Here is a 24,311-nt window from a genome sequence, read left to right as displayed (position 1 = left end):
CACTAATGCAATATTTTAAACGGAAGTAACTGTAATTCATATTCAATATCAATTAACATTTCTGTTACATTTGTGCGATATAGCTTTTAACTTTCAACCATAATTTATATCACAACTATGGATGATTTTATTGCAGCAAGGTCGCAAATGGCCTTATCCTTAGGGTTTCACATCATCTACTCCTGCATTGGTATGGTTATGCCTGTATTTATGGCTATATCGCACTACAAATGGATAAAAACCAAAAACCAGGTTTACAAAAACGTTACCATAGCATGGAGTAAAGGTGTCGCTATATTTTTTGCCACAGGTGCGGTATCCGGCACTATGCTTTCTTTTGAACTTGGCTTGTTATGGCCCGGTTTTATGAAACATGCCGGTCCTATTTTTGGTATGCCATTCTCATTGGAAGGTACAGCCTTTTTTATTGAAGCTATAGCACTTGGTTTTTTCCTTTACGGCTGGAATAAGCTTAACACCTGGTTCCATTGGTTTACAGGTGTTGTGGTGGGTTTAAGCGGCATTGCTTCGGGCATCCTGGTGGTATCGGCCAACTCATGGATGAACAGTCCTTCGGGGTTTGATTATGTGAATGGTAAATACCTAAACATCAACCCGCTAAAGGCCATGCTCAACGAGGCCTGGTTTTCTGAAGCTTTACACATGACCATAGCGGCATTCTCTGCTACCGGTTTTGCAGTTGCGGGTATTCACGCGCTGATGATCTATCGTAAACGGAACGTTAATTTTCATACCAAATCATTCAAAATCGCCATTGTGTTTGGCGCAGCAGCAGCTATTTTACAACCACTGAGTGGCGATATCTCTGCCAAAGGCGCTGCCAAAAGGCAACCCGCAAAACTGGCCGCCATGGAAGCCTACTTTCATACCCAGGAATATGCGCCGCTGGTAATTGGAGGCATCCCGGATACCGCAGCAAAAAAGGTAAATTATGGGTTAGAGATCCCCGGCTTGCTTAGCTTCCTGGTGCATGATAACTTTAAAACAACAGTAAACGCGCTGGATAAGATCCCTGTTAAAGACCAACCACCAGTAGCAGTAACGCATTACGCGTTTCAAATTATGGTAGGTATTGGTACACTCATGATGTTTATCGGCATCTTGTACTTTGTAGCCCTTTGGAAAAAGAAGGAATGGCTTACCAAAGCATGGTTTTTAAAATTGTTCATCATTGCCACCCCTACCGGCTTTATCGCCTTAGAGGCCGGGTGGACAGTAACCGAAGTTGGCCGCCAACCCTGGATCATACAGGGTGTGATGCGTACCGCCGATGCTGTAACCAAAATGCCAGGCATTCAATACACTTTTTACCTGTTCACGTTTATTTACTTCACCCTTAGCGTATTTGTTATTTTCCTGCTGAAAAGACAGATCCAGATGGTGCCCGAATTGTACGACCGTTAACCTGCAGATATTATGCTATACATCGTTATTCTATTTCTATTTGCCTCTATCACCCTTTACTTTCTGTTGGGCGGTGCCGATTTCGGCGCGGGTATCATCGAGCTTTTTACGTCTACAGATAATAAACACCGCACCCGCAAAACCATGTACCAGGCTATCGGCCCCGTTTGGGAAGCCAATCATATGTGGCTGATCATCACTGTGGTAATCTTATTTGTTGGTTTCCCTGATATTTACAGCGAGATGTGTACTTACCTGCACATCCCTTTATTGATCTTACTTTTAGGTATCATTGCCCGCGGCACAGCTTTCACTTTCCGTAATTATGATGCTATAAAAGGCGAAAGAACACAAAACCTTTATAATCACCTGTTCATCTATTCAAGCTTTGTTACCCCAATGTTTCTGGGTATTATCGCCGGTAGCGCATTATCAGGCCAGATTGATCCAACCGCAAAAGATTTTGCCCATGCTTATATTTTCAGCTGGTTTAACTGGTTTTCGGTGGCTGTTGGCCTTTTCACCGTGGCTTTATGCGGATTTTTAGCGGCTATTTACATTGTAGGCGAAACCGATGACGTGAACGATATCAAACGTTACATCAAAAAAGCAAAAGTATCCAACATAGCAGCCGTGTTCTGCGGCGGACTGGTTTTCATCGCTTCAGAAATAGAGCATGTGGGCCTGTCGCATTGGATCTTCGGCAATCCTCTAAGCCTTGCAGCAGTAATTGCCGCTACTCTCTCATTGATATTGTTATGGTTCATTATATCTGAAAAGAGAAACCGCCAATGGATCAGGCTCCTGGCTGCTTTCCAGGTGAGTATGATCCTGATATCTGTTGGGGCAACCCGTTTCCCACGGTTCGTGATCTTTAAAGGAGGCAGTTCAATGTCGCTGTTAACCGATCACGCTACAGTTAATACCATCGACGATCTTGGCATTGGCCTGCTGGTAGGTAGCTTGTTTATATTACCTGCTTTGGGGTATTTGTATTATAGCTTTAGATGGAAGGACAGGTAAATTATTGAATTAATCTTTTTTAAATACATTTTCAAATCTTCAAATTCTCAAATAAATTCATCTGAAATCTGCGCATCTGTAATCTAAAATCTCTCCATCTATCCCCTACTATCTTTTTAAGTAAAAAATACAATAGCTGAATATTACATTTGTAACACTCCAATTGTAAAGCGTGAAGAATTATCTCAAAATATTATCTATCGACGAGTATTCCATTACTCCAAAATACCTTCAGCTATCAAACGCGATAATCCGGGCTATTGAAAGCGGGGATATTGTTAAGGATGATATGCTACCTTCCATTAACGACCTTAGCTTTGCCCTTGATACCTCACGTAATACTATAGAACGCGTTTATAAAGAACTGAAGGACAAAGGAATAGTAAGCTCAGTTCCAGGTAAAGGTTTTTTTATTTCGAATACGGACTTTCAAAAACCGTTGAAGATTTTCCTGCTATTTAATAAGTTAAGCGCTCACAAAAAAATCATTTACGATGCCTTTGTAGCCACCATTGGCGAACTGGCCACCATCGATTTTTATATTTACAATAACGATTTTTACTTTTTTAAAAAGATCGTAACCGAGAGCTTTCAAAGCGATTATGCCAAGTATATCATCATCCCCCATTTTTTGGATAATGAAACCAAGGCCCACGAGATCATCAATACTATCCCCAAGGATAAACTGATTCTGCTGGACAACCTTGTACCGGCTATAAATGGCAAGTTTGCAGCGATTTATGAAAACTTTGCTTTGGATGTATATGAAGCACTTAAAAGCCTTATACACAAGCTAACTAAGTACCATAACATCAAGCTGATATTTCCCGGAAAAACATATCATTCCAAAGAAATACTGAAAGGGTTTCTTAATTTTTGCCGACAGTATGCCTTTGATTATGAAGTAGTTGAATCAGATTCAATTGAAACAATCCAAAAAGATACCGTTTACATTAGCCTTACCGAAGATGACCTGGTAGTACTGATTAAAAAGATCATCGCATCCGATTTAAAAGTGGCCAAGGATGTCGGTGTGATATCCTATAACGAAACAGCGCTGAAGGAGATCATCCTGGATGGTATTACTACCATATCTACCGATTTTAAGCTAATGGGAAGCAAAACCGCTGAGTTTGCATTAAGCAACTGCCACGAGCATTTTGCAGTACCTTTTAATGTGACTTTGAGGAGCTCGATTTAAAGCCCCCTCTAAATCTCCCCCTGAAGGGGGAGACTTGAAAAAGGAAGCGTTTATATTTGCTGTGATTTTGTTTTTTTGAAGTCTCCCCTTCAGGGGAGATTTAGAGGGGCTTCACCTTGATGCTCCTAAAAAACACCTCGTTACCATGATCCTGTAACAACAAGTGGCCTTGCGGGGCCTCGCCAAAGTTTTTCCAGATGGTGTATTTACTGATGGCTACCAGGTCTTTGAAGGCTTGTGAACCACGTTCGTATTCCAACACCTTAACCCCATTTAAGTAATGCTCTACGTGGTTGTTAGGGTACACGATTATTCGACCGATATTCCATGCACCTATCGGGTGTACAAAGCGTTCTTGTTTATTGGCTTTGATAAGGTCATACAGCGAAGCCAGCGTGCGGTCACCATCGCGGCCTAATTTGGCATCGGGGTGCAGCTTATCATCTAAAACCTGGTATTCAAGGCCGATTGCCGATCCTTTGGTTACTTCGCTCAGCGTAACAAAATATTTGACCCCGCTATTGGCACCGGGTGTTAATTTAAACTCAAACGACAGGTCGAACGCGCTATAGTTATCATTGGTAACAATATCGCCACCACCCGATTCTTCTTTACCGGCCGATGGCAGCACATGCATCACACCGTTATTATATTCCCAGCCATGATCGGGGAAGCCTTTTAACGTAGCCCCACGCCAGCCGGTATTGGTTTTGCCGTCATACAATAGTTTCCAACCCGCTGCTTTTTCGGCAGGTGTAAGGCTGTTGGGTTGCAGGTTTATCACATACACATCTTTAGGGAAGGGTTTGGGTTTTAAATTGGTGGTTTGCAGGTTAAAGTTTTTAAAGTAAACTTTTTTGCCAGCCTGTTTTTCATCACTTACCGCGTGCACCTGTAGCCCTATAAAGCCTTTGGCATCAATAGTATCTACCACATCCGCAGTCGGGATACCGTTTACCCAGGTTTTCATTTCGTGGCCAATGCACTCAATCCTGATATGGTTAAACTCTCCTACCTTAAACGCGTCCTTCGCTTTGGCGTTCAAATCCAAAGGGTAAAGCCAATCCCTGCGTCCTTCGTCATAAATGCCACCTGTCCACTTACGTTCCGACGGATCAATTTCAAACTGCCTCCCGTACACCAAACCTTTACCATCGTGACCGGCAGGGTTATAATGGCTGCGGGTTTGAACACCCGAATTACTCAGCGGACTTTCAATTTTGGCATCCAGTTCCAAAATAAAGTCGCCATATTCTTTTTCGGTCACCAAAAAGGTATTACCCGAGTTTAAAACCGTGGTGCCCACAATCTGGCCGTCTTCAACTTTATAGTCGGCCATGCCGGCCACGCGTTTCCAGCCTTTAAGAGTTTTGCCATCAAAGATCTTTTCCTGGGCATTGGTTATTGTTGCTGTTGACAGCAGAAGGATTATTGGATAAATGTATTTTTTCATAGTTGTGTGTTGTTAAGCCCCCTCTAAATCTCCCCCGGGAGGGGAGACTTTTTTATTTGTGTGTGTTTTACTTGTTTAATTTAAAAGCCCTCCCTTCCGGGGAGGGTTGGGTGGGGCTGCTCTTACACCTTCACCTCCCAGCCCTTTTCATACTCCCTGCTCCAAAGCTTTTGGGCTTCGGGGTCGTTGAGGATGTGGCCGTTGGTTGGGTCGGTGTGCAGTACGCGGTCTACCCGATAGGATATATTGCCTAATTGCGGCAACAGGGTCGATTTAAAGCCGATCTCTATCGGGCAGTTTAATGGCGCTATTCCCCTCACGCCATCGATGAAATTTTTCATGTGGAAGCCGTCCAGCGCTTCGGTTGGGCTTACCTTATTGGTGCCGTCTACCTTGGTATCGTCCTTAATTTCTTTCACCAGCTTGTTATCGCCATCGTAAACCTGGTAGCCGTTACCACTGCCATAAAACAGGGTTCCTTTATCGCCATAAAATATTACGCCGCGGCTGAGCTGTTCAATGTTAAAACCGTTGCTGCTGCGACTCTCCCATTCGGCGGCTGTATTGTTGGGGAAATTATAGAGAATATTTTGCGTATCTGGTGTTTGCCAGTCGTCATTAAAGTGAAACCGACCGCCGGTTGAAACCACCTTATTAGGATAATCAACGCCTAAGCCCCAGCGGATCACGTCCAGCTCATGCGTACCGTTGTTCAGGGCTTCACCTGTTCCCCAGTTCCAAAACCAGTGCCAGTTATAATGGATCAAGTTATCCTGGTACGGCTTCCGTGGTGCCGGTCCCTGCCATAAATCGTAGTTTAAATTTGCGGGGACAGGCACCTGTTTGCCATGCCCAATACTCAGGCGGTGATTGGTGTACCAGCCCTTAGCATAATATGTACGGCCGATAACGCCATCATGTAATTCTTTCACCATAGCCTGCACGTTGGAGAATGAACGGCGCTGGCTCCCCATTTGTACCAAACGGTTGTATTTTTTTGCCGCGGCTATGGCCATTTCGCCTTCGTGCGGGTTGTGGCTACATGGTTTCTCTACATAAACATGTTTGCCAGCCTGGCAGGCCATAATGGTTGCGGGCGCATGCCAATGATCGGGCGGAGCAATAACCACGGCGTCGATATCTTTAATCTCCAGCATTTTGCGGATATCGGTAAGGCCCTTGGGGCGTTTCCCGGTTATTTTAAAGATCTCTTCAATAGTTTTATCAACTACTTTAGAGTCAACATCGCAAATGTACCCAATCTCCACATTAGGGATCTTGGCATAGTTTTGCGCCAGGTAAAGGCCACGGCTGTTGGTACCCATAAAGCCCAGGACCACTTTTTCATTAGGCGATCCCCTAAAAAAAGCAGCCCCTTTTGATACCTGCGAAGCAAGCAGGAAACTTGTGGTAGCTACAGACGTAGTTTGGATGAACTTTCTGCGGTTTATCATTATAAAAAAAGGTTAGATGGTTTATAACACATTGCCCCGGCGGACATGCGGGCAAATTAGTTAAGTTTTATAAAGCATTGAAAAAAACGATGGATTATTTTTTACAGCCTTTGTAATTAAACTGTTACTTTGGCGCGATTGGGTCGCCATTTAAACAAAAAAACAAGCCAGCGGCAATCCCGGGCTTGTTTTTTTGATAGGGTTTAGGTGCGTCGGCCGGGTATTAATACCAACCGCTTACACTGTAAAATTAAAAAAACACCCATGTTTAAACATAGGTGTTTTCACTGTTTTTTGATACGTAGTTTTACGTGAAATATCCAACTATCCTAAAGACAATTAACGGTTAACCTTTAACATTTTTTATAGTCTCCCCTTCAGGGGAGATTATTCACGGTTTTTTATTTTTAGATGTTCATGAGGGCTTCGCCGTTTAGAGGGGCTTAATACCGTATAGGCAACGGCACCAGCTTGGTATTTTGCCTTTGGTGCCAATACGGATATATCGGTGGCAGTTCGCTCGCTGCGTCCAGTTTCCTAACCTGGTCGGTAGTTAGGTTCCAGCCTACGGCATCAAGGTTCTGTTTCAACTGCTCTTCGTTACGGGCACCAATAATGATATTGGCCACCGTTGGCCTTTGCAGCAGCCAGTTTAATGATATCTGCGCAACAGACTTACCGGTTTCTTCGGCAACTTCGTCCAAAGCGTCAACAATATTATATAAATGCTCAAAGTTAGTTGCCGGGCCATGGGCACCGCCTTGCACTGTTCTTGAATTTTCTGGAATAGGCTGCCCCCTGCGGAATTTGCCACTTAACTGACCAGATGCCAGCGGACTCCAAACAATGGTGCTTACTTTTTCCTCAATCCCCAATGGCATCAATTCCCACTCAAATTCGCGGTTAAGCAATGAATAATAAGCCTGGTGGGCAATGTAACGGCTCCAGCCATAACGCTCGGATATCGATAACGATTTCATCAAATGCCAGCCCGAAAAATTGGAGCAGGCAATATAACGCACTTTACCACTGGTCACCAGGTCGTCAAGCGCGCGCAGGGTTTCCTGTATGGGCGTGGTAGCGTCAAAGCCGTGCATGTGATAAATATCAATATGGTCTGTTTGTAAACGGCGCAAGCTATCTTCGGCTTGCTTAATCAATTGAAAACGCGATGAACCGTAATCATTAACACCATCGCCCATAGTAAAGGTAGCTTTGGTGCTGATGAGTACATCATTGCGCAGGCCTTCTAACGCTTTACCCAATATCTCTTCAGAAATACCGCGCGAATACACATTGGCGGTATCAAAAAAATTAACCCCGGCATCTAAACACAGGTTTACCAGCTTTTTGGCTTCATCAACCTGTGTATTGCCCCAGGCCTTAAAAAAATCGTTGCCGCCGCCAAATGTGGCGGTTCCAAAACTTAATACGGGTACTCTCAAGCCCGATGCTCCTAATTGTCTGTATTCCATTGTGGTATTTTTAAAGCAGAAAGCTCAAAGCCTAAGGCTAAAAGCATTAAGCCGATTCCGGCAAAAACTGCTATTGTGTTAATAACAAAACTAAAATTTATGTTTTGGAGCAGTGGGTTTTACGCATCATTAATTTGTCATTTATAGCAATCATAGTAGTGTTATCCCCCAATCAGGAACTCTTCTAAATAGCAAATAGAAACTTCAAAGGCCGGGCGGTTGGTTAACTTTGCGCAAAATTTTAATATATGGCATCAACTAAACTTACTATCAATAACAACGGCTCGGTAAAAATTGAGGGCGACTTTGAAATTGTAGATATGCAAGGCAACAACTACGGCTTACAAGGCAGAACCATTGTATCTGTTTGCCGTTGCGGCTTATCGGCAAATAAACCATTTTGCGATGGCTCACACAAAGGTCATTTTGAGCACAATGCAATAGCATTTGATTTGCCTCCAAAAAAAGTATAATTACCGGGTTAACATCCATATTACAAAGGCCTGCCATATTAATGTATAGCAGGCCTTTGTTTTGATACCGCATTTTGCCATTTTTTTTGGATTTTTGAACCCGATATATGCGTTATTTTTTTCACATTGGTTACCACGGTACTAAGTATAACGGCTGGCAAAAACATGCCGGGGTTATAAGTGTACAGGATGTATTTGAAACCGCTTTAACTAAACTGCTACACATACCTATCGCCATTAATGGCTGTGGCCGTACAGATGCACAGGTACATGCAAGCCAGTTTTTTTTTCATGCAGATATTGAGCAGGAATGGGACTTTGATCTTTTTTTCAGGCTGAACAAGGTCCTGCCGGATGATATAGCGGTGTTTGACATTATCCCGATGCAGGGTTTGCCTCATGCCCGTTTTGATGCTGTGCAACGCGCCTATGACTATTTTATACATACTTATAAAGACCCATTCTTGAATGGTTTCAGCTCTTTATATCCCGAAAGAAACCTCAATATTGATGAAATGAAAAGGGCAACAGCCCTGCTCCCATTATACAATGACTACCGCGCCTTTTGCAAAATGCCCGACAGGATAGACCATACCATTTGCAATGTAAGCTCCGCAAGCCTACTGATTGATAAAACCGGCGACAGGCTTCAATTCCAGATCTCGGCAAACAGGTTTTTAAGCAAGATGATCAGGATAATCGTGGGTAAGCTACTGGAGATCGGTCGGGGCGAGATGAGCGTGGATGAGTTTGAAAGCTATCTCATCAGCAAAGAAACCCCAAAAACAATTATACCTGCTTATCCGCAGGGTTTGTATCTATCTAAAGTAACCTATCCATATTTGGATTTGCCGATGAGGGGAAGTTTTAATGCGGGGAGCCTGGACCTAACCTAAGGAGCCTCATCTAAATCCTCTCCAAAGGAGAGGACTTTTGATTTGTGGGGCGGTTCAAAGCGGTAAACTGCTCTTGTCTTTCCCTTAATAATTCCTGTCTTGATTCCTGGCTCTTGATTCTTGACTCTAACTAACAGATATTTTCAGTAATTTCGCACTTTGTAATAAATTAATACTCGTCCTGATGGTGTGGTTTGAAAAATTAAAGCTGAATAAGCAGTTGGTTAGATCGGTAAATGAACTTGGCTTTACAAACCCTAAGGAATTACAACTAAAAACTTTAAGCCGGATAGCCGGCGGGCAGGATTTGATTGCCATAGGTCATGAAGGCAGTGGCAAAACCACCACTTATGTATTGGCGGTATTAAACCGGTTTAACTACGCCCCCGAAGGTGTACCACGTGTACTGATCCTGGTGCCCGAGAAAGAAGACGTAATGGGTGTTATAGAACACTTTGAGCGTTTAAACAAAAATAAGTCCATTAAAATTGTCGGCCTTTATGTTGCTCCTGGTATTGAGGCGCAGATGGACGCGCTTGCTGATGGTGCCGACATTGTGGTAGCTACTCCCGACAGGGCAAGGGCTATTTATTTAAAGCTGGCGCTTAACCTTAACAAGGTTGATATGTTTGTAGTTGATGATGCTGACCGCATGATAAAAAAAGGCATGCAATTACCGGTGGTTGAACTGGCAAACAGCATTGGCAAAAGCCAGAAACTGGTATTTACCGAGGTAATGCACAGCAAGCTTGAAAAAATGCTTGATCCTTTTATGGGTGATGCCGCGGTTGTAGAGGTTGAGGCATTAAGCGAACAACCTTTAGAGCTGCACCCTCAATTATTATATAATGTTCCCAACTTCGGCACTAAATTAAACCTGCTGAACTTGTTTTTATATGACGAGGAAGTATTTACCAAAACCGTTGTTTTTGTAAATACCCGCGTCACTGCCGAAAAAGTATATAAAAGCTTGCAAAGTCGCCTGCGCAAGGCTGTGGCGTATTTAAATCCCCAGTTTTTTGATAGCCCGGGATTTAAAAGCATTGAAGACTTTGTGGCCGATGAAAGCACAAGGGTACTCCTGGTGGCCGGCGAAAATGAAGAAACGCTGGATTTAAGCGGCATCCCATTCCTCATCCATTTTGATTTACCTGCCGAAAAAGAAACTTTTATTGAGCGCATTACCAATAACCAGCCTGGTGCCGAAAGCGAAACCATGGCCCTCACCTTTGCTACAGACCTGGAGCTTAGCGTGGTTAAAAAGATTGAGCAGGCCAGTGGTAAAAAAATAGCTATTGCCGAACTCCCGGAAGAACTGGTGATTGAAAAAGAAGTAAAAGCCAAAAAAGAAGCCCCAAAAGCAGATCCTGACGCCCCTATTGTTGGCGCGGCCTTTCACGAGAAAAAGGCAGCTAACTCAAAAACCTACAATTATAGCTCGGGCCAAAAGGCTAAAATGAATAATAAGCGCAAGCACTAATTCTTTTTAGTAAAATAATGCACATACATGTCCTCCACTTTTTTGCGGGCCCATGGTGTTTTGCGCAAAAATTTCAGGCTCGATTGTATGCTGGGGTTATCTAAAAAGCAATTGATCCTTATCTGGTAACCCAACTCGGGCCAGCCAAAACGTTCCACAAGCTCATTCAATATCGTTTCTAAAGTTTTACCGTGAAGCGGATTATTTACCTGTTGTGACATATGCAAAGGTAGGAAAAATAGCCGCAGCCTCACCTAAACGGCGAAGCCATCATGAGTGCTAAAAATTAAAATACGAATAATCTTCTCCAAAGAACTACTGTGTGTACACATCTTTTGCTTTTTAACAAATAAATAAAAAACGTTGTCATTTCGAACGAGCCGGGGTAGGATTGCGCGCCAGAGGTGAGGAGAAACTATCTCTTGAGCGCAGCGAAAAATCTTCTAAAAGCGAACATTCGGCCATGCAAATTGTAAAAGATTTCTCCTCGTGCCCCGCTTTTCCTTGCCCTTGCTCGTTCGAAATGACATTTTTCTATTATAAAAGATGTGTACACACAGTAGTTCAAAGGAGAGGACTTTGATTAGCGTGATTGAACTTATCTCCGACCAAATTGACGCTTTTGGGACAAAGCAAATCGTGGGTATTCTACATACCCAGTTGCAGATAATGTCATATAAGTCCTATTGAATGGCAAATATCCCATTAATTTAACTTTAACATAATCATAACTAATTTTGGATATACCCCGTTTAAATAGGTATACCAAATCTGTACCAAATAAACTGTATATTCCGTTCCCGATTATTTATTGATTACCTCATAACGCAAACTAAATCTTGATAATTCGTCAACTATCCATGAGTGGCTTTAAATCATACCTGATCTTATTTTTTCAAGCTATATCACTATGTGTTTTTGCCCAGGAACAGCCTCTTCATTTTCAGCACATCGGCAGTAAAGAAAACCTATCCGAGCTTAACGTGAACACTATGATCCAGGGCAGCCGGGGCTTTATCTGGGTAGGCACCCGCGATGGATTAGATCGTTATGATGGCAACGAATTCAAGGTGTTCAGGAATGATATTAATGACCCGACCAGTATCAGCAATAACTATATAAACCACGTTGTTGAAGATAAAAATGGTGATTTATGGATAGCAACAAGCGGAGGTATCAATAAATTCGACAAGAAGACGAGCCGTTTTACTCATTTTTTACACAATGATAAAATACCAAATTCCCCGGCCAGCAACTTTACCCTAAACCTGGCCTTAGATAAAAGCGGCAATTTATGGATAGCGACTTTAAAAGACGGCGTAGATGAGTTTATAATAAGCCAGCATAAATTTGTCCATTACAGGAACAATAAAGACCAGCCAAATAGCTTAAGCGACGATAACACGCGGATTACCTATGTTGATAGCAAGGGCAATGTGTGGATAGGGACAGCTTACGGCGGCCTAAACTTATTTGATGCCAAAAACAAAAGTTTTACGTGTTTTAAACACGATGAAAAAAATAGTGGCACTATATCGGCCGATAAAATAACCAGCATTTTTGAAGATAGCGGCAACCGGTTATGGATAGGCACCGACGGTGGTGGTTTAAATTTGTATGACGCCAACACCCTAACCTTTAAACATTTTAAAAACGACCCTAAGAACAGCAATTCATTATCACATAATAATATACAATGTATTGCAGAAGATGGCAATCATAAACTTTGGGTAGGAACCGAAAATGGCGGCTTAAGCATATTTGACTACGCCAATAACAGCTTTAGCAATCACATACACGATGAAGTTGACAACAGCAGTATTTCAAGCAATTCGGTAGATGTCATTTTGCGCGACAATATGGGCAACATGTGGATAACCGGCTTTGCGTCGGGCATCAGCCTGTATAAAAAAGTTAAAGATAACTTTACCCATTACAACCATAGCTCGTTGCCCAATAGTTTATCTAATAACTTTGTGCTTAGTATCCTTGCTGATAAAAAAGATGACGTTTGGATTGGCACCGATGGTGGCGGATTAAATCAGTTTAACCCTAAAACCGGCATTTTTAAAGCATATAAGCACAGCGACGCTGATAAATCAAGTATTACGGGTAACTATGTGTTGGCTTTAAAAAATGATGGGCAGAATAATTTATGGATAGGTACCTGGGGCGATGGCGTGAGCGTAATGGATCTGCAAACTCACCGCTTTAAATCGTACCGCAATAAGGCCGATGATTCTGCCAGTTTAAGCGGTAATAATGTTTACGCAATAAGCATTACACCCGATCATAAAGTTTGGATTGGCACTCTTGGCCAGGGGCTTAACCTGTTTAATCCCAAAACAAACAACTTTACCAGGTACAGGCATGACCCAAACAATCCAAATAGTGTTGGCAGCGATAACATCAACTCACTTTTAAACGATTCGAAAGGAAACTTGTGGGTGGGCACCAATGATGGCAGCATTGACTTATACCGGCCCAAAACCAACGATTTTAAGATTTATAAATACAACGCTTCAAAAAATGGTATGGGTAATAATGCAGCCCTTGATCTTTTTGAAGATCACCTTGGCCAAATATGGATCTGTACTTACGGTGGGCTAACTCATTTTGATCCACAAACCGGCAAATTCAATACCTATAAGGCAAAAGACGGGTTGCCAAACGATTATACATACGCAGTACGTGAGGACAGCCGGAGTAATCTGTGGGTTAGTACCAACAATGGTATTTCGCGATTTAACCAGCAAACCAAAACCTTCAGAAATTTCACTGTTGAAGACGGCTTGCAGTCCGATGAGTTTAAACCCCATTCGGCAGCTATCGGGCCCGATGGTATCCTTTATTTTGGCGGTGTTAATGGCTTTAACATGTTTAACCCGCAGAACGTAACCCAAACAACCTACGATCCGCCGCTTATCCTTACCAATTTCCAGATCTTTAACAAAACGGTTCCGGTAACTCAAAACGAAAATGATCCTTCGCCTTTAAAGGAAGATATCTCCGAAGCAAGGTCAATCACTCTCAGTCACGAGCAGTCGGTAATTTCTTTATCGTTTGTGTCACTTGATTTTGCATTAGCCAGTAAAAAGGAATACGCTTACCAATTAGTTGGTTTTGACAAGAACTGGAATTATGTGGGTAACAAAAACTCCGCTACTTACACCAACCTGCCTGCCGGTAATTATACCTTTAAGGTAAAAGTCCGCAACAGCGATGGCAAATGGTCAAAACACGAATTGAGTTTAAATCTGTTTGTTTTACCCCCTTTTTGGCTTACCTGGTGGTTTCTCACTTTAAGTACCCTGGTAATATTTGGCCTGGTTTACAGTTTGTACCGGTTAAAGGTTAACAATATTGAAAAGCAAAAGCGCTTGTTAGAGGAACAAGTGTCTGAACGTACAGCCGAGGTTTTATCCCAATCGCAGGAATTGAAAAAACAATCGACCAACCTGCAGGAATTAAATTCAGAACTACAGGCACAATCAGAAGAACTGCAGGCCCTGAATGAGGAACTGCTATCCCAATCAGAGGAATTGGAGGTGCACATGGCCCATGAAAAAGAAGCCCGCGAAGAAGCTGACAAAGCCAACCAGGCCAAAAGTATTTTCCTGGCCACCATGAGCCATGAAATTCGCACGCCAATGAATGGTGTTATTGGCATGGCCTCGCTTTTGGGCGAAACCGAACTGGACAAAGAACAACGTGAGTACACCGATACGATAATAACGTGCGGCGATAGTTTGGTGAATGTTATTAACGACATTTTGGACTTCTCGAAGATCGAATCGGGCAAAATGGACCTTGAAGCTGAAGATTTCGATCTGCGCCATTGTATTGAGGAAGTACTCGACCTTTTTTCGCCCAAGGCATCAGAAAAAGGTTTGGAGTTGGTTTACCAGATAGATGCTGCCCTGCCACACCAGGTGGTGGGCGATAGCCTTCGCCTTAAGCAGGTGATTACCAATTTAACCGGTAACGCGCTTAAATTCACGCAAAAAGGTGAGGTGTTTATAAAGGTATTCCTGTCAAAAACCTATAATAACCACGAAATAGAAATAGGTTTTAGCGTAATGGACACTGGTATAGGTATCCCAGAAGAAAAGGTATCAAATCTTTTCAGCGCCTTTTGGCAGGCCGATTCATCTACCTCCCGTAAATATGGCGGCACGGGGCTGGGTTTGGTGATTAGTCAGCGCCTGGTAAAACTAATGGGCGGCGATATTTGGGTAGAGAGCGTTCATAACGAAGGCTCGGTGTTTGTATTCACGGTTAAAGTGGGCATCAGTCAAAAGCAATCCAAATATGTACCCGTGGTATTCAACCAGGCCGACCTGGAAGGTAAAAAGGTATTGATTGTAGACGATAATCAAACCAACCGATTCATCCTTAAAACACAATTAGAGCAATGGGGCCTAATTACGATAACCGCATCGTCGGCTACCGAAGGACTGGAACTATTGACTGCCGATAAGCACTATAACCTGGTGATCACCGATATGGAAATGCCGGATATGGATGGAGCAGGTTTTGCTACAGCCATTAAAGCTCTCCATGCCGCGCTGCCAATTATTATGCTAAGTTCTATCGGCGATAGTTCCAAAACCAAATATCCGGGTTTGTTTTCGGCAATTTTAACCAAACCTGTTAAACAGGGCCAACTTGGTAAAAGTATCCAGGCCGAGTTAAGGGGGCAGCAAAGCGCACCAGTTGCAGACGACATTAAGCCTGCCAAACTATTGGATATCAATTTTGCCAAAGATCATCCTTTAAATATCCTGGTCGCCGAAGATAACCTGGTAAATCAAAAACTGATAAGCAGAATGTTAAGCAAACTGGGCTATGATTTTGCCATGGCCGAAACCGGGTTTGAGGTATTGAAAAAATTAAAGGAGCAGGATTTTAATGTGATATTGATGGATGTGCAGATGCCCGAAATGGATGGCTTTGAAACCACCCGATCTATCCGCGACAGTGACCGCAAATTGCAACCCTTCATCATAGCCATGACTGCCAACGCAGGACCCGATGACCGCGACCTGTGTATTGCCGAAGGTATGGACGACTACATTGCCAAACCCATGAAAGCCGAAGGATTAATTGCGGTGCTGAAAGCGGCGCATAAAATGATGGAGCTGGTGATGAAAAAGAAATAAAAATACGTTAGCATTTTTATTTCTTCTTCATCAACCCTACCCCATTAATTCCTTCATCAGCTTATCAAAAGCTTCTTTCATTTCGGCGAGGTCTTGCTCCAGTTTAATAACACGGGCTTCAAGTCCGCCGGATGAGCGGCCGGTTGTTTCTTCCATTTCGTCGTCATCGCTGATTTCCGGTGTGCCGGCTAATAAATGTGCGTAACGCTGCTCTTTTTGACCGGGGCGTTTGGGGAGCTGAACCACATAAGGCAAGGCAGGATCTGATAGCTTTTCCAACATTTCCTGCACCTCTTCTATCGACTCAAATTCATATAACCTTCCCGAGTTGGTATTTAACTCCCCGGGTGTTTGCGGCCCCCTCAGCATTAGTAGGCAAATCAACGCAACCTCCGCCGGGATCACCGGGAAAACAATGGCGAAATTGTGCTTATATTTAATATTGCGGATAGATCCGCCAGTAGCGGTAGATATCAGCCCGCGACGTTTTAGTGTGTTTAGTGCTTCGGTAACAATAGCCTCATCATAATTAACCACCGGCTTACGCGATGTTTTCTGATTACATGCAGCAGTTAAACCATTAAGGGTCATGGGGTAATAATCGGGCGTGGTTTTGCTTTTTTCCATCAGCGAGCCCAATACACGCAATTCGGCAGCATCAAGTACAGGTAAAGTTTGAGGTGAATCCATGGCTAAATATAAGCAGGTTTTTATAAGCGCAAAAAAATACACCTATTTTAAAAAGATATCGATTTACCTCATGCCAAAATGCGGCATAAATCCGTTATTTTGCATTGTATAAAATCATGAAAATAGCTTTCTGCCTTCGGTTTTAAGCTTTTAGCTCTAAAATATGTGTTTATTTATTACATCACTAAATTCGGGGAGTAATGGCAATTGCTATTACATAGGGAACGACGACGAGGCTATATTGGTTGATGCAGGCATATCATGCCGTGAAACTGAAAAACGCATGGCCCGGCTGGGTTTGCCCATGAGCAAGGTGAAAGCCATTTTTGTATCACACGAACATTCTGATCATATCCGGGGAATCCCGGTGCTGGCCAAAAAATTCAATCTGCCGGTATACATCACTCCCGGTACACTGCTACATTCAGGGAGCATGATAGATCTGCAACAGGTACATAACCTTAAAGAATTTGAAACTGTTACTATTGGAGCGTTAAATATTACGTCGTTCCCCAAAGTACATGATGCCGCCGAGCCACATAGCTTTATTGTTAGTTGCCGCGATGTTAAAGTTGGGATATTTACAGACCTGGGCATAGTATGTGATCAACTGATCCGTCATTTCGCTCAATGCCACGCCGCTTTTTTGGAGGCTAATTATGATGAGGAAATGTTAGCTAACGGCGGTTACCCCTATCATCTTAAAAGGCGCATCAGCGGCGGTAAAGGCCACCTGAGTAATAAGCAGGCTTTGGATCTATTCCTAACACACCGGCCCGCGCACATGACGCATTTACTATTAGCCCATCTATCCAAAAACAATAACGACCCGCAATTGGTAGAAGACCTGTTTAAAAACTACGCCGATGGCGTTCACGTAGTGGTAGCATCAAGGCACGAGGAAACTCCGGTTTATTATATTGATGGTACCGGCGGCAAACCTTTGGAAGTTTTAGGTCAGCTTGATTTGGGTTTAATTAGTCCTTTGCCCTATCCTGCATAAATATGGTGCTCAGCATTTCGTATAGTTCGGGATGCTTATGTTTTAACTCGTCGGGCTTTTGAAAAAAGTATTCGGCAACAACAGCAAAAAATTCAGCTTCGTTGGTTACAGCGTATGGGTTAATATCTGATCTCCCCGCTTCAATTTTATGAATTTCCTGGTGAATCATTTTCAGCCATGGCAACACATACTCGTGGGCCAGCAGGTTTTCGGGTACGCCATCGGTAGCGCCATCGCTTTTATCTAACAGGTGCACAAACTCATGTATGGCTGTGTTCTCCTTCCCTGCCTGTTTAGAAAAGCCTTTAATCAATGCCGCACGCGATAAGATCATCTGTCCGTTCATATAACCCGTACCAACCATACCCAGTATGTTGCGATTCTCGCCTTCAAACTGAAACTCACCATCAAAAGTATCGGGATAAAGGATCACATTAGTGAGGTTGCGGTATTCCCAGTCGTTAAAGCCAAAAATGGGAATTACCGCGCTTGATGCAATCATTATCCTGTCAGTATCTTCAACCGCTGTTCCTACGCCTTCAATGGTGATACCGCTCAAAAAAGCGATAATCTTTTGCTCAAACAGCAATTTGTCGGCATCATCTAATTGATTATAAAACTGAATATGTGTGCGCAACGACAGCTTATAATCAACAGCGGGAATAGCAGGTTCCTGCTTTGATTTACTACCTTTTAAAAACAAATAAGCTACTAATGCGAACGCTACAAGGTCGATAATAATATATGTCATTGGGGGTAAATATCAGGGTTATACCAATTTGATTAACAGCACAACCAACGCAGCTATCAAAGTGTTTAAAAAGTTTACTGCATTATTGCCTATGTAATGCTTTCTCTCTAATAAAGCACCCAATAATGAGTCGCTTAAATTACCGGCTGTGCCCGCTATAACTATCCATACCAGGTTTAAATTCCACCCAAAACCTATGGCGTAGATAACCGCGATGACACAACTTCCGGCTATGCCTATTAATGTACCTTCCAGGCTGATCACGCCGTCCAATCCCCTTTGGTCTGGTTTTAGAGTAATGATATTAAAAAAGCGCTTGCCATAAACCGTCCCTAACTCAGATGATAACGTATCGGCCGTTGCCGATGCAAAGCTTGCAGCCATCATCAACACCAATAAGCCGGCAAACTTTGTGCACATTAATACCAGCATACCACATATTGCGGCCACGCCTGAATTGGCCAACACCTGCCCTACTGTGCGTCCTCCTTTACGCTCATCCTCTACAGTAAAAGTTTGCTTTTTGCCCGCCTGCCAGGAGGTGGCAGCCGATCCTAAAATAAAAAAGACAGTCATCATGGCTACGCCCGTGAAGCCTGCGCCGGTATAAACAAAATAAGCCACCAAAGCACCGGCTATTGCAGCGGGAACAGTGAGTTTTTTTGCGGCGATGCTGTAAACCATACCGGCTATAATAATGAGCGCTAACAGGATATTTTGGCCAATCATATGCTCAAAGGTATTTAATGTAACCGTAATTAGGCGCTCAATTCATACTTTTGCGCAAGTATGAAAGATATATTAGGCCAGGCCATACATGATTACCATCACGGGCAAACTGCTCACAAACTGTGGATCAATAATCAATACGGCCCCAAAGAGGAAATGCCGGTTGAAGCTTATTTTAGGGACGAGGATGATATGCCCGATATGGAATGGCTTGCCCTAAACGAATGCCGCGGCGAGGTATTAGACATTGGTGCCGGTGCGGGCTCGCATGCCCTGGTGTTACAGGAACGTGGGTTTGACGTAAGTGCTTTAGAAATTTCGTCCCTGGCAGCCGATGTAATGCAGGCGCGCGGTGTTAAAAAGGTAATCGTTGCCGATGTTTTTAAGTACGACGAACATAGATACGACACCTTACTGTTGCTCATGAACGGCATTGGTATTGCTGGAAGTTTACCAACAGTGAATACATTTTTAGAACGCGCCAAATTACTGCTTAATAAAGGTGGACAACTGCTGTTCGACTCATCAGACATAGCTTACCTGTATGATGGAAAACTTCCTGATAACGGGAAATATTATGGCGAACTGAATTATCAGTACGAGTACAAAGGCCAAAAAACTGACTGGTTTCCCTGGTTATATATAGATGAAAAAACATTAGAGGCTATTGTAACCGAAGCAGGTTGGGACATGGAAGTATTATTAGAGGATGAATTTCAACAATACCTGGTGAGGTTAACCTTAAAAACCTCTTAAACCCCGTTGGCAAAAGCAGCTTTTGAATTTCCTTTTTTGAGAATATCAATTTCAGGAGCAGGTTGGGCTATCGCTATCTTTCCGTTGAAACTTTCGGTGTATTCCCTTGGCGAACTACCTGTTACCGACCGAAACACCCTGTTAAAATTGGTAATGCTTTTAAAACCGCTTTTATAAGCTACTATAGATATACTTTCAAATTTATTGGCAGTGAGCATTTTACACGCCTCATTGATACGCACTTCATTTAAAAAAGTAACGAATGTATTTCCCGTATGCTTTTTAAAGTAACGACAAAATGATTCTGACGTCATAAAAGCCGCCTTAGCTACATCATCAAGTGTTAACGATTCTGCATAGTTTTGCATGATGAAGTTGTAAATATTACCTATTCTGATACCCTCATTTTCGGTGATACCCGGCAGGTTGCCGTATGACGATAGAGGCTGCAATTGTTCGTTGATATCAGACAGCCCCTTTAATAAATGGATAAACTGCACCAATTGATCGGCACCGCTGCTATCCCGTAAACCCGTCATAGATGTGATGATCCTATCGGCATCAGCTACAGGCACTTTAATTCCCTGTTGATGCTGTTGTATGAACAGTTTATGCATGCGTACCTCTGGCAAATCAAAAAAAGAGGCTAATACACCATCTGGATTAAAAAAAATGCTGAGGGCGCTAATAGCGTCTTCATTTTCTGCTTCAAAATATTGGGGATCGCTTTTAAAAAGATGTGGCAGGTTGGCACCTAATAGAAATACATCGCCGGGCGCAAAGTGGTGCATGTTATTACCGGCTATCAGTGTACCCTCTCCTTTCTGGATCCACGTGATTTGTGTTTCTTTATGCCTGTGCAGGTAAGGGTAAAAGTAAGGCAAGCTAAACTGATCGGCAATTACGCTTTTATCATGTGGCACCGGAATGGTGAATTGCAATACTTTCATACTCCTTAAGAACGATTAATAAACAAATATTATCAAAAATTTTCAATTAAACCAATTTAAGGGGTAATATTTGCTCAAAAATCGACTAAACATAAAAAATCCCCCGGATTACACAAAAACCGGGGGATCATTATGAAGGTTATGTACTGCTAAAAATGAAATGCCAGTTTGGTAAATATCCGCATACCGTTAAAGCCCATTTGAACCGCCTCAAACGGACCGCCAGATTCGCTATCACCAAAAGAACTGCTGCTATTCGGATTAACTGATCCTTTAATAACGTTGGTGCTTGGATGCACATTGAACAAGTTGTCTACACCCGCTGTCCATGATACGGTTTTATTGATCTTGTAGGAAACATAAAGATCGGTAGTTACTTTAGGTTTAAAATCGAAGATCTCTTTAACCTTTTCACCTGTAGCATCTAAAGTTACGTAAGGGAAATATGGATCGGCAACGCCATCAGGCGCGCTGGTTTCGCCAAACCCTAATTCTTTTACATCACCAAAATAAGTAAGGCGACCACCTATAGCGAATTTACTTACACCATATTCCAGGTTCAGGTTAAATTTAGCTGTTGGCGCACTTGCTTTAAGGAAATATTGCTCCCTATCTGAAAAGAAAGTAGCACTATCTGCAGGTGATCCTTTAAATGTAGATGGAATATTGATCTTGTTGATTGATAAATGCTGGATATTTCCGGCTAACAAGGCAGAGAAATGGTTTTTACCCCAATGTTTCTTGTAATCTAACACAATATCAATACCTGTATTGGTTGTATTAACGGCATTAGCAAAAAACTGCGCTGCACTTATACCTTGTTTTAATAATAGATCATTCAATGGCTGCCCAAGTGTCTCATCACCCTGATTGTATAATCCCGAGATCACAATCCTGTTTTTGATTTTGATATCGTAGCCGTCTAAAGTAACGGTAAGATCACTTACCGGCTGCCATGCAAAGCCCAGGCTGTAGTTAGTTGAGGTTTCTTGTTTTAGCTTAGGAATACCTGCTGTTTTTGCAACGTCAGAATAGTTTGGTACCAGTTTGGTGTATTCCAGGTTACCGCCAACTACAGTAGTGTTGGTATTACTAAAATCAATTTGCTGTAAAGTTGGTGCGCGGAAACCGGTACTTGCCGATCCGCGAAGATTAAAGTTGTCGGTTAGTTTGTAACGTGTCGCAAACTTAAAAGTGCTTACGCCGCCAAAATCAGAGTAATGTTCAAAACGGGCTGCTCCATCAATCAACCATTTATCGGTTACATCCAAAGCGGCTTCGGCATATGCAGCCTCGTTGGTACGGTGATCTTTTACCTCATCACTTGGCTGGTAGCCCGGGTATCCCTCAGAACCTGATGCTTTGGCAACACCGCCGGGTAGTGTAGCACCACCTGCTACATATGAATTAAGCTCACCCGCGTAAAGCTGGTAACGCTCATACCTAAACTCGGCACCAAATGATAATTGCAAACCTTGCGCTACAGTAGCAAAGCGTTTGGTTATATCTGCATTTGCCGTATTTTGTAAAAAGTTAAATCCGCCATCATCAAAACGGGTTTGAATAGGCTCGCCTGCAACTACAGGTAAAGAAGCGTTGAAGGTTTTGTTTCCCCAATAATGGAAATCATTACGACCAACATTATTACTGATATCCCAGTCCCAATCGCTTGCAGTAGTACCCCTTAAACCAATTGCAGATGAAAGATCTTTGATATAAACATCTTCCTGTGGGTTATAGTATACGTTATTTGCACTAATAGTGCCATCCTGTACACCTTGTACTTTCATAATACCGGGTACAAATACCAAATTGCCGTTAGCATCCGTAGGGAATTTTGTTGGGTTTTGACGCAAGCCGTTATCATAGTTCCAACTGCGGGTGTAGGCGTAAACATTAGAGTGCTTGTAATTATAGCCTCCAAATGAATAAAACACGGTTTTAGTGCCTTTTATAGGCAGTTCAAGATTGTACATGCCACCACCAGATACTACAGAACCATCACCAAAGGCCCTGCGCTCACGGGCAACCGGTTGGGCATTGGGATTCGTTTGCCAATTGGTATCGGGGATAGCCCTAAAGGTTTTGCCCTGGTTAAAGTAGTTGGCGCCCACATTAATGAAACCACCACTTTTGCCTAAAGGCAAGCCGTAATTGGCACCAAGGGTAAATGTTTGTCCGTCAAAATGCTTGTCGGTATAGTATGCTGATGGGTCAACGTTGTTTAAGGTGTTATATTTTTGATCGTTATAGCCGCTAAAGCCGGCATTTATGTTTAAATGGTTAACATCCTTTTTCAGTACGATGTTGATTACACCTGCTATTGCGTCAGAGCCGTATTGGGCAGATGCACCATCACGCAGGATCTCGATACGATCAATTGCTGCTTCAGGAATGGCGTTTAAATCTGTACCGCTATTACCGCGGCCACGGGTACCCACCTCATTAACAAAGGCCGAAAGGTGACGGCGTTTGCCATTAATGAGTACCAATGTTTGATCAAAGCCCAAACCACGTAAACTTGCAAAGTCGATGGCGTCGGAGCCATCACCCCCGCTTTGTTTATTATAGTTAAAGGATGGTACGGTTTGGTTTAGCTGGCTCATTAAATCGGGTTTTGCTGTTACGGCATCCACCTGGTTCATTTTAAGCACATCTACCGGCACAGCCGATTCAATTTTGGTACGACCAACGCCACGACTACCTACTACAATTACTTCTTTTAAGCCTTCGGCAGATGAGGCAAGCTCCATATCCAATACTTTGGTTTCGCCGGCGGCAATAGCTACTGTAACGGTTTTCTTTTCAAGGCCGATGGCCGAAAAACTTACCTGGTATGATCCCGCTTTTAATGAAAGCGTGTACTTACCATCGCCATCGGTAATAGTACCAGTGCCTGTCGGGGTCACTTTAACTGTGCCAGCACTTACCGGATGCCCGCCACTGGTAACAGTACCTGTTAGCTTTTGCGCAAAAACGGGGGAACAGAGGAGGAAAAGTGCCCCAGAAATGAAAAAATGTAATTTTAACTTCATGTTTTGTTTGATTGGTTGATAAATTATTTTGATTGAATCACAATATAACGTTAATTCCTTGTTAAATATCAACTTTTCAAACTATTACATGATTTTTATTGAATTTATTTTAATATTTTTTGTTATTTATTAAAAATTACTTGAAGAATAAACAAATCAAAGATAAATTTTTTATGAATTTTACATAATTAAACTATATATGGTATAGAATTATTATAAAAAATAACACAAATTATGTTTCTACTAAAAAATTAAATAAGATATATCAATAAAATTGAAAAATTTGATAAAATACATATAGAATTTCATATGTTAAATTTTGTTATTGTATAAAATATACTAATTAAAAAACTGT

General features: G+C 42.5%; 18 protein-coding genes. 9 read left to right on the top strand and 9 right to left on the bottom strand.

The features are described 5' to 3' along the window. The first annotated feature begins 117 nt into the window (after nucleotides 1-117). From FHS10_RS25510 to FHS10_RS25500, 3 genes are all read left to right on the top strand, one after another. A complete protein-coding gene (locus FHS10_RS25510) occupies nucleotides 118-1,425 on the top strand; it encodes a cytochrome ubiquinol oxidase subunit I (RefSeq protein ID WP_259096618.1) in 1,308 nt (435 codons plus the stop codon). A 12-nt stretch (nucleotides 1,426-1,437) separates the two neighbouring features. Further along, nucleotides 1,438-2,448 (top strand): cytochrome d ubiquinol oxidase subunit II, encoded by a 1,011-nt coding sequence (locus FHS10_RS25505; protein ID WP_259096616.1) that lies wholly within the window; start codon nucleotides 1,438-1,440, stop codon nucleotides 2,446-2,448. A gap of 172 nt (nucleotides 2,449-2,620) precedes the next feature. After that, on the top strand, nucleotides 2,621-3,649 hold the full coding sequence (locus FHS10_RS25500) for a GntR family transcriptional regulator (RefSeq protein ID WP_259096614.1): 1,029 nt from the start codon (nucleotides 2,621-2,623) through the stop codon (nucleotides 3,647-3,649). A 100-nt stretch (nucleotides 3,650-3,749) separates the two neighbouring features. Here FHS10_RS25500 and FHS10_RS25495 read toward each other — a convergent pair whose 3' ends face one another. The 3 genes from FHS10_RS25495 to FHS10_RS25485 all read right to left on the bottom strand — a co-directional run bounded on the left by FHS10_RS25495 (nucleotide 3,750) and on the right by FHS10_RS25485 (nucleotide 8,031). Continuing rightward, the gene (locus tag FHS10_RS25495; RefSeq protein WP_259096613.1) at nucleotides 3,750-5,102 is read right to left on the bottom strand and encodes a 3-keto-disaccharide hydrolase; all 1,353 of its coding nucleotides are present in this window, start codon (nucleotides 5,100-5,102) and stop codon (nucleotides 3,750-3,752) included. A 122-nt stretch (nucleotides 5,103-5,224) separates the two neighbouring features. After that, nucleotides 5,225-6,556, bottom strand: coding sequence for a Gfo/Idh/MocA family protein (locus FHS10_RS25490; protein WP_259096611.1), 1,332 nt, complete (start codon nucleotides 6,554-6,556; stop codon nucleotides 5,225-5,227). Nucleotides 6,557-6,999: 443 nt separating this feature from the next. After that, nucleotides 7,000-8,031 carry an aldo/keto reductase gene (locus FHS10_RS25485; protein ID WP_259096609.1) on the bottom strand — a complete coding sequence of 344 codons (1,032 nt, stop codon included), beginning with the start codon at nucleotides 8,029-8,031 and terminating at the stop codon, nucleotides 7,000-7,002. A 248-nt stretch (nucleotides 8,032-8,279) separates the two neighbouring features. Between FHS10_RS25485 and FHS10_RS25480 the strand changes: the two genes are divergently transcribed. The 3 genes from FHS10_RS25480 to FHS10_RS25470 all read left to right on the top strand — a co-directional run bounded on the left by FHS10_RS25480 (nucleotide 8,280) and on the right by FHS10_RS25470 (nucleotide 10,880). Then, nucleotides 8,280-8,504 carry a CDGSH iron-sulfur domain-containing protein gene (locus FHS10_RS25480; protein ID WP_259096607.1) on the top strand — a complete coding sequence of 75 codons (225 nt, stop codon included), beginning with the start codon at nucleotides 8,280-8,282 and terminating at the stop codon, nucleotides 8,502-8,504. A 107-nt stretch (nucleotides 8,505-8,611) separates the two neighbouring features. Next, nucleotides 8,612-9,400: a tRNA pseudouridine synthase A gene (locus FHS10_RS25475; protein WP_259096605.1), complete on the top strand. Its 789-nt coding sequence runs from the start codon at nucleotides 8,612-8,614 to the stop codon at nucleotides 9,398-9,400. Nucleotides 9,401-9,584: 184 nt separating this feature from the next. Further along, nucleotides 9,585-10,880, top strand: a complete 1,296-nt coding sequence (locus tag FHS10_RS25470) for a DEAD/DEAH box helicase (protein ID WP_310504203.1) — start codon at nucleotides 9,585-9,587, stop codon at nucleotides 10,878-10,880. Here the strand turns inward: FHS10_RS25470 and FHS10_RS25465 are convergent. Beyond that, a complete protein-coding gene (locus FHS10_RS25465) occupies nucleotides 10,877-11,101 on the bottom strand; it encodes a VF530 family protein (protein WP_259096603.1) in 225 nt (74 codons plus the stop codon). The two genes, FHS10_RS25470 and FHS10_RS25465, sit on opposite strands and share 4 nt — an antisense overlap. A gap of 618 nt (nucleotides 11,102-11,719) precedes the next feature. On the opposite strand from FHS10_RS25465, the gene FHS10_RS25460 reads away from it, so the two are divergent. Then, a complete protein-coding gene (locus FHS10_RS25460) occupies nucleotides 11,720-16,042 on the top strand; it encodes a hybrid sensor histidine kinase/response regulator (protein ID WP_259096602.1) in 4,323 nt (1,440 codons plus the stop codon). A 36-nt stretch (nucleotides 16,043-16,078) separates the two neighbouring features. On the opposite strand, the gene FHS10_RS25455 is transcribed toward FHS10_RS25460, so the two are convergent. Beyond that, complete coding sequence (locus tag FHS10_RS25455; RefSeq protein WP_259096600.1) at nucleotides 16,079-16,732, bottom strand: YceH family protein; 654 nt, start codon at nucleotides 16,730-16,732, stop codon at nucleotides 16,079-16,081. A 163-nt stretch (nucleotides 16,733-16,895) separates the two neighbouring features. On the opposite strand from FHS10_RS25455, the gene FHS10_RS25450 reads away from it, so the two are divergent. After that, nucleotides 16,896-17,735: an MBL fold metallo-hydrolase gene (locus FHS10_RS25450; protein ID WP_259096598.1), complete on the top strand. Its 840-nt coding sequence runs from the start codon at nucleotides 16,896-16,898 to the stop codon at nucleotides 17,733-17,735. Here FHS10_RS25450 and FHS10_RS25445 read toward each other — a convergent pair. Together FHS10_RS25445 and FHS10_RS25440 are read right to left on the bottom strand one after the other, a co-directional pair. Continuing rightward, a complete protein-coding gene (locus FHS10_RS25445) occupies nucleotides 17,710-18,486 on the bottom strand; it encodes a M90 family metallopeptidase (RefSeq protein WP_259096596.1) in 777 nt (258 codons plus the stop codon). The genes FHS10_RS25450 and FHS10_RS25445 overlap by 26 nt on opposite strands. A gap of 18 nt (nucleotides 18,487-18,504) precedes the next feature. Then, nucleotides 18,505-19,215, bottom strand: a complete 711-nt coding sequence (locus tag FHS10_RS25440; RefSeq protein WP_259096594.1) for a DUF92 domain-containing protein — start codon at nucleotides 19,213-19,215, stop codon at nucleotides 18,505-18,507. Nucleotides 19,216-19,275: 60 nt separating this feature from the next. Here FHS10_RS25440 and FHS10_RS25435 point away from each other — a divergent pair, with 60 nt between their 5' ends. Next, on the top strand, nucleotides 19,276-19,971 hold the full coding sequence (locus FHS10_RS25435; protein ID WP_259096592.1) for a class I SAM-dependent methyltransferase: 696 nt from the start codon (nucleotides 19,276-19,278) through the stop codon (nucleotides 19,969-19,971). Here FHS10_RS25435 and FHS10_RS25430 read toward each other — a convergent pair. Then, nucleotides 19,968-20,921 (bottom strand): AraC family transcriptional regulator, encoded by a 954-nt coding sequence (locus FHS10_RS25430; protein ID WP_259096590.1) that lies wholly within the window; start codon nucleotides 20,919-20,921, stop codon nucleotides 19,968-19,970. The genes FHS10_RS25435 and FHS10_RS25430 overlap by 4 nt on opposite strands. Before the next feature lie 149 nt (nucleotides 20,922-21,070). Beyond that, nucleotides 21,071-23,956 carry a TonB-dependent receptor gene (locus tag FHS10_RS25425; RefSeq protein WP_259096588.1) on the bottom strand — a complete coding sequence of 962 codons (2,886 nt, stop codon included), beginning with the start codon at nucleotides 23,954-23,956 and terminating at the stop codon, nucleotides 21,071-21,073. Nucleotides 23,957-24,311: the final 355 nt, after the last annotated feature.

It is taken from the genome of Mucilaginibacter dorajii, assembly GCF_024808255.1.
GTDB classification, from domain to species: Bacteria; Bacteroidota; Bacteroidia; order Sphingobacteriales; family Sphingobacteriaceae; genus Mucilaginibacter; species Mucilaginibacter dorajii.
Note: the sequence above shows the minus strand (reverse complement) of the source record. Positions and strands in the feature narration are given on the sequence as shown.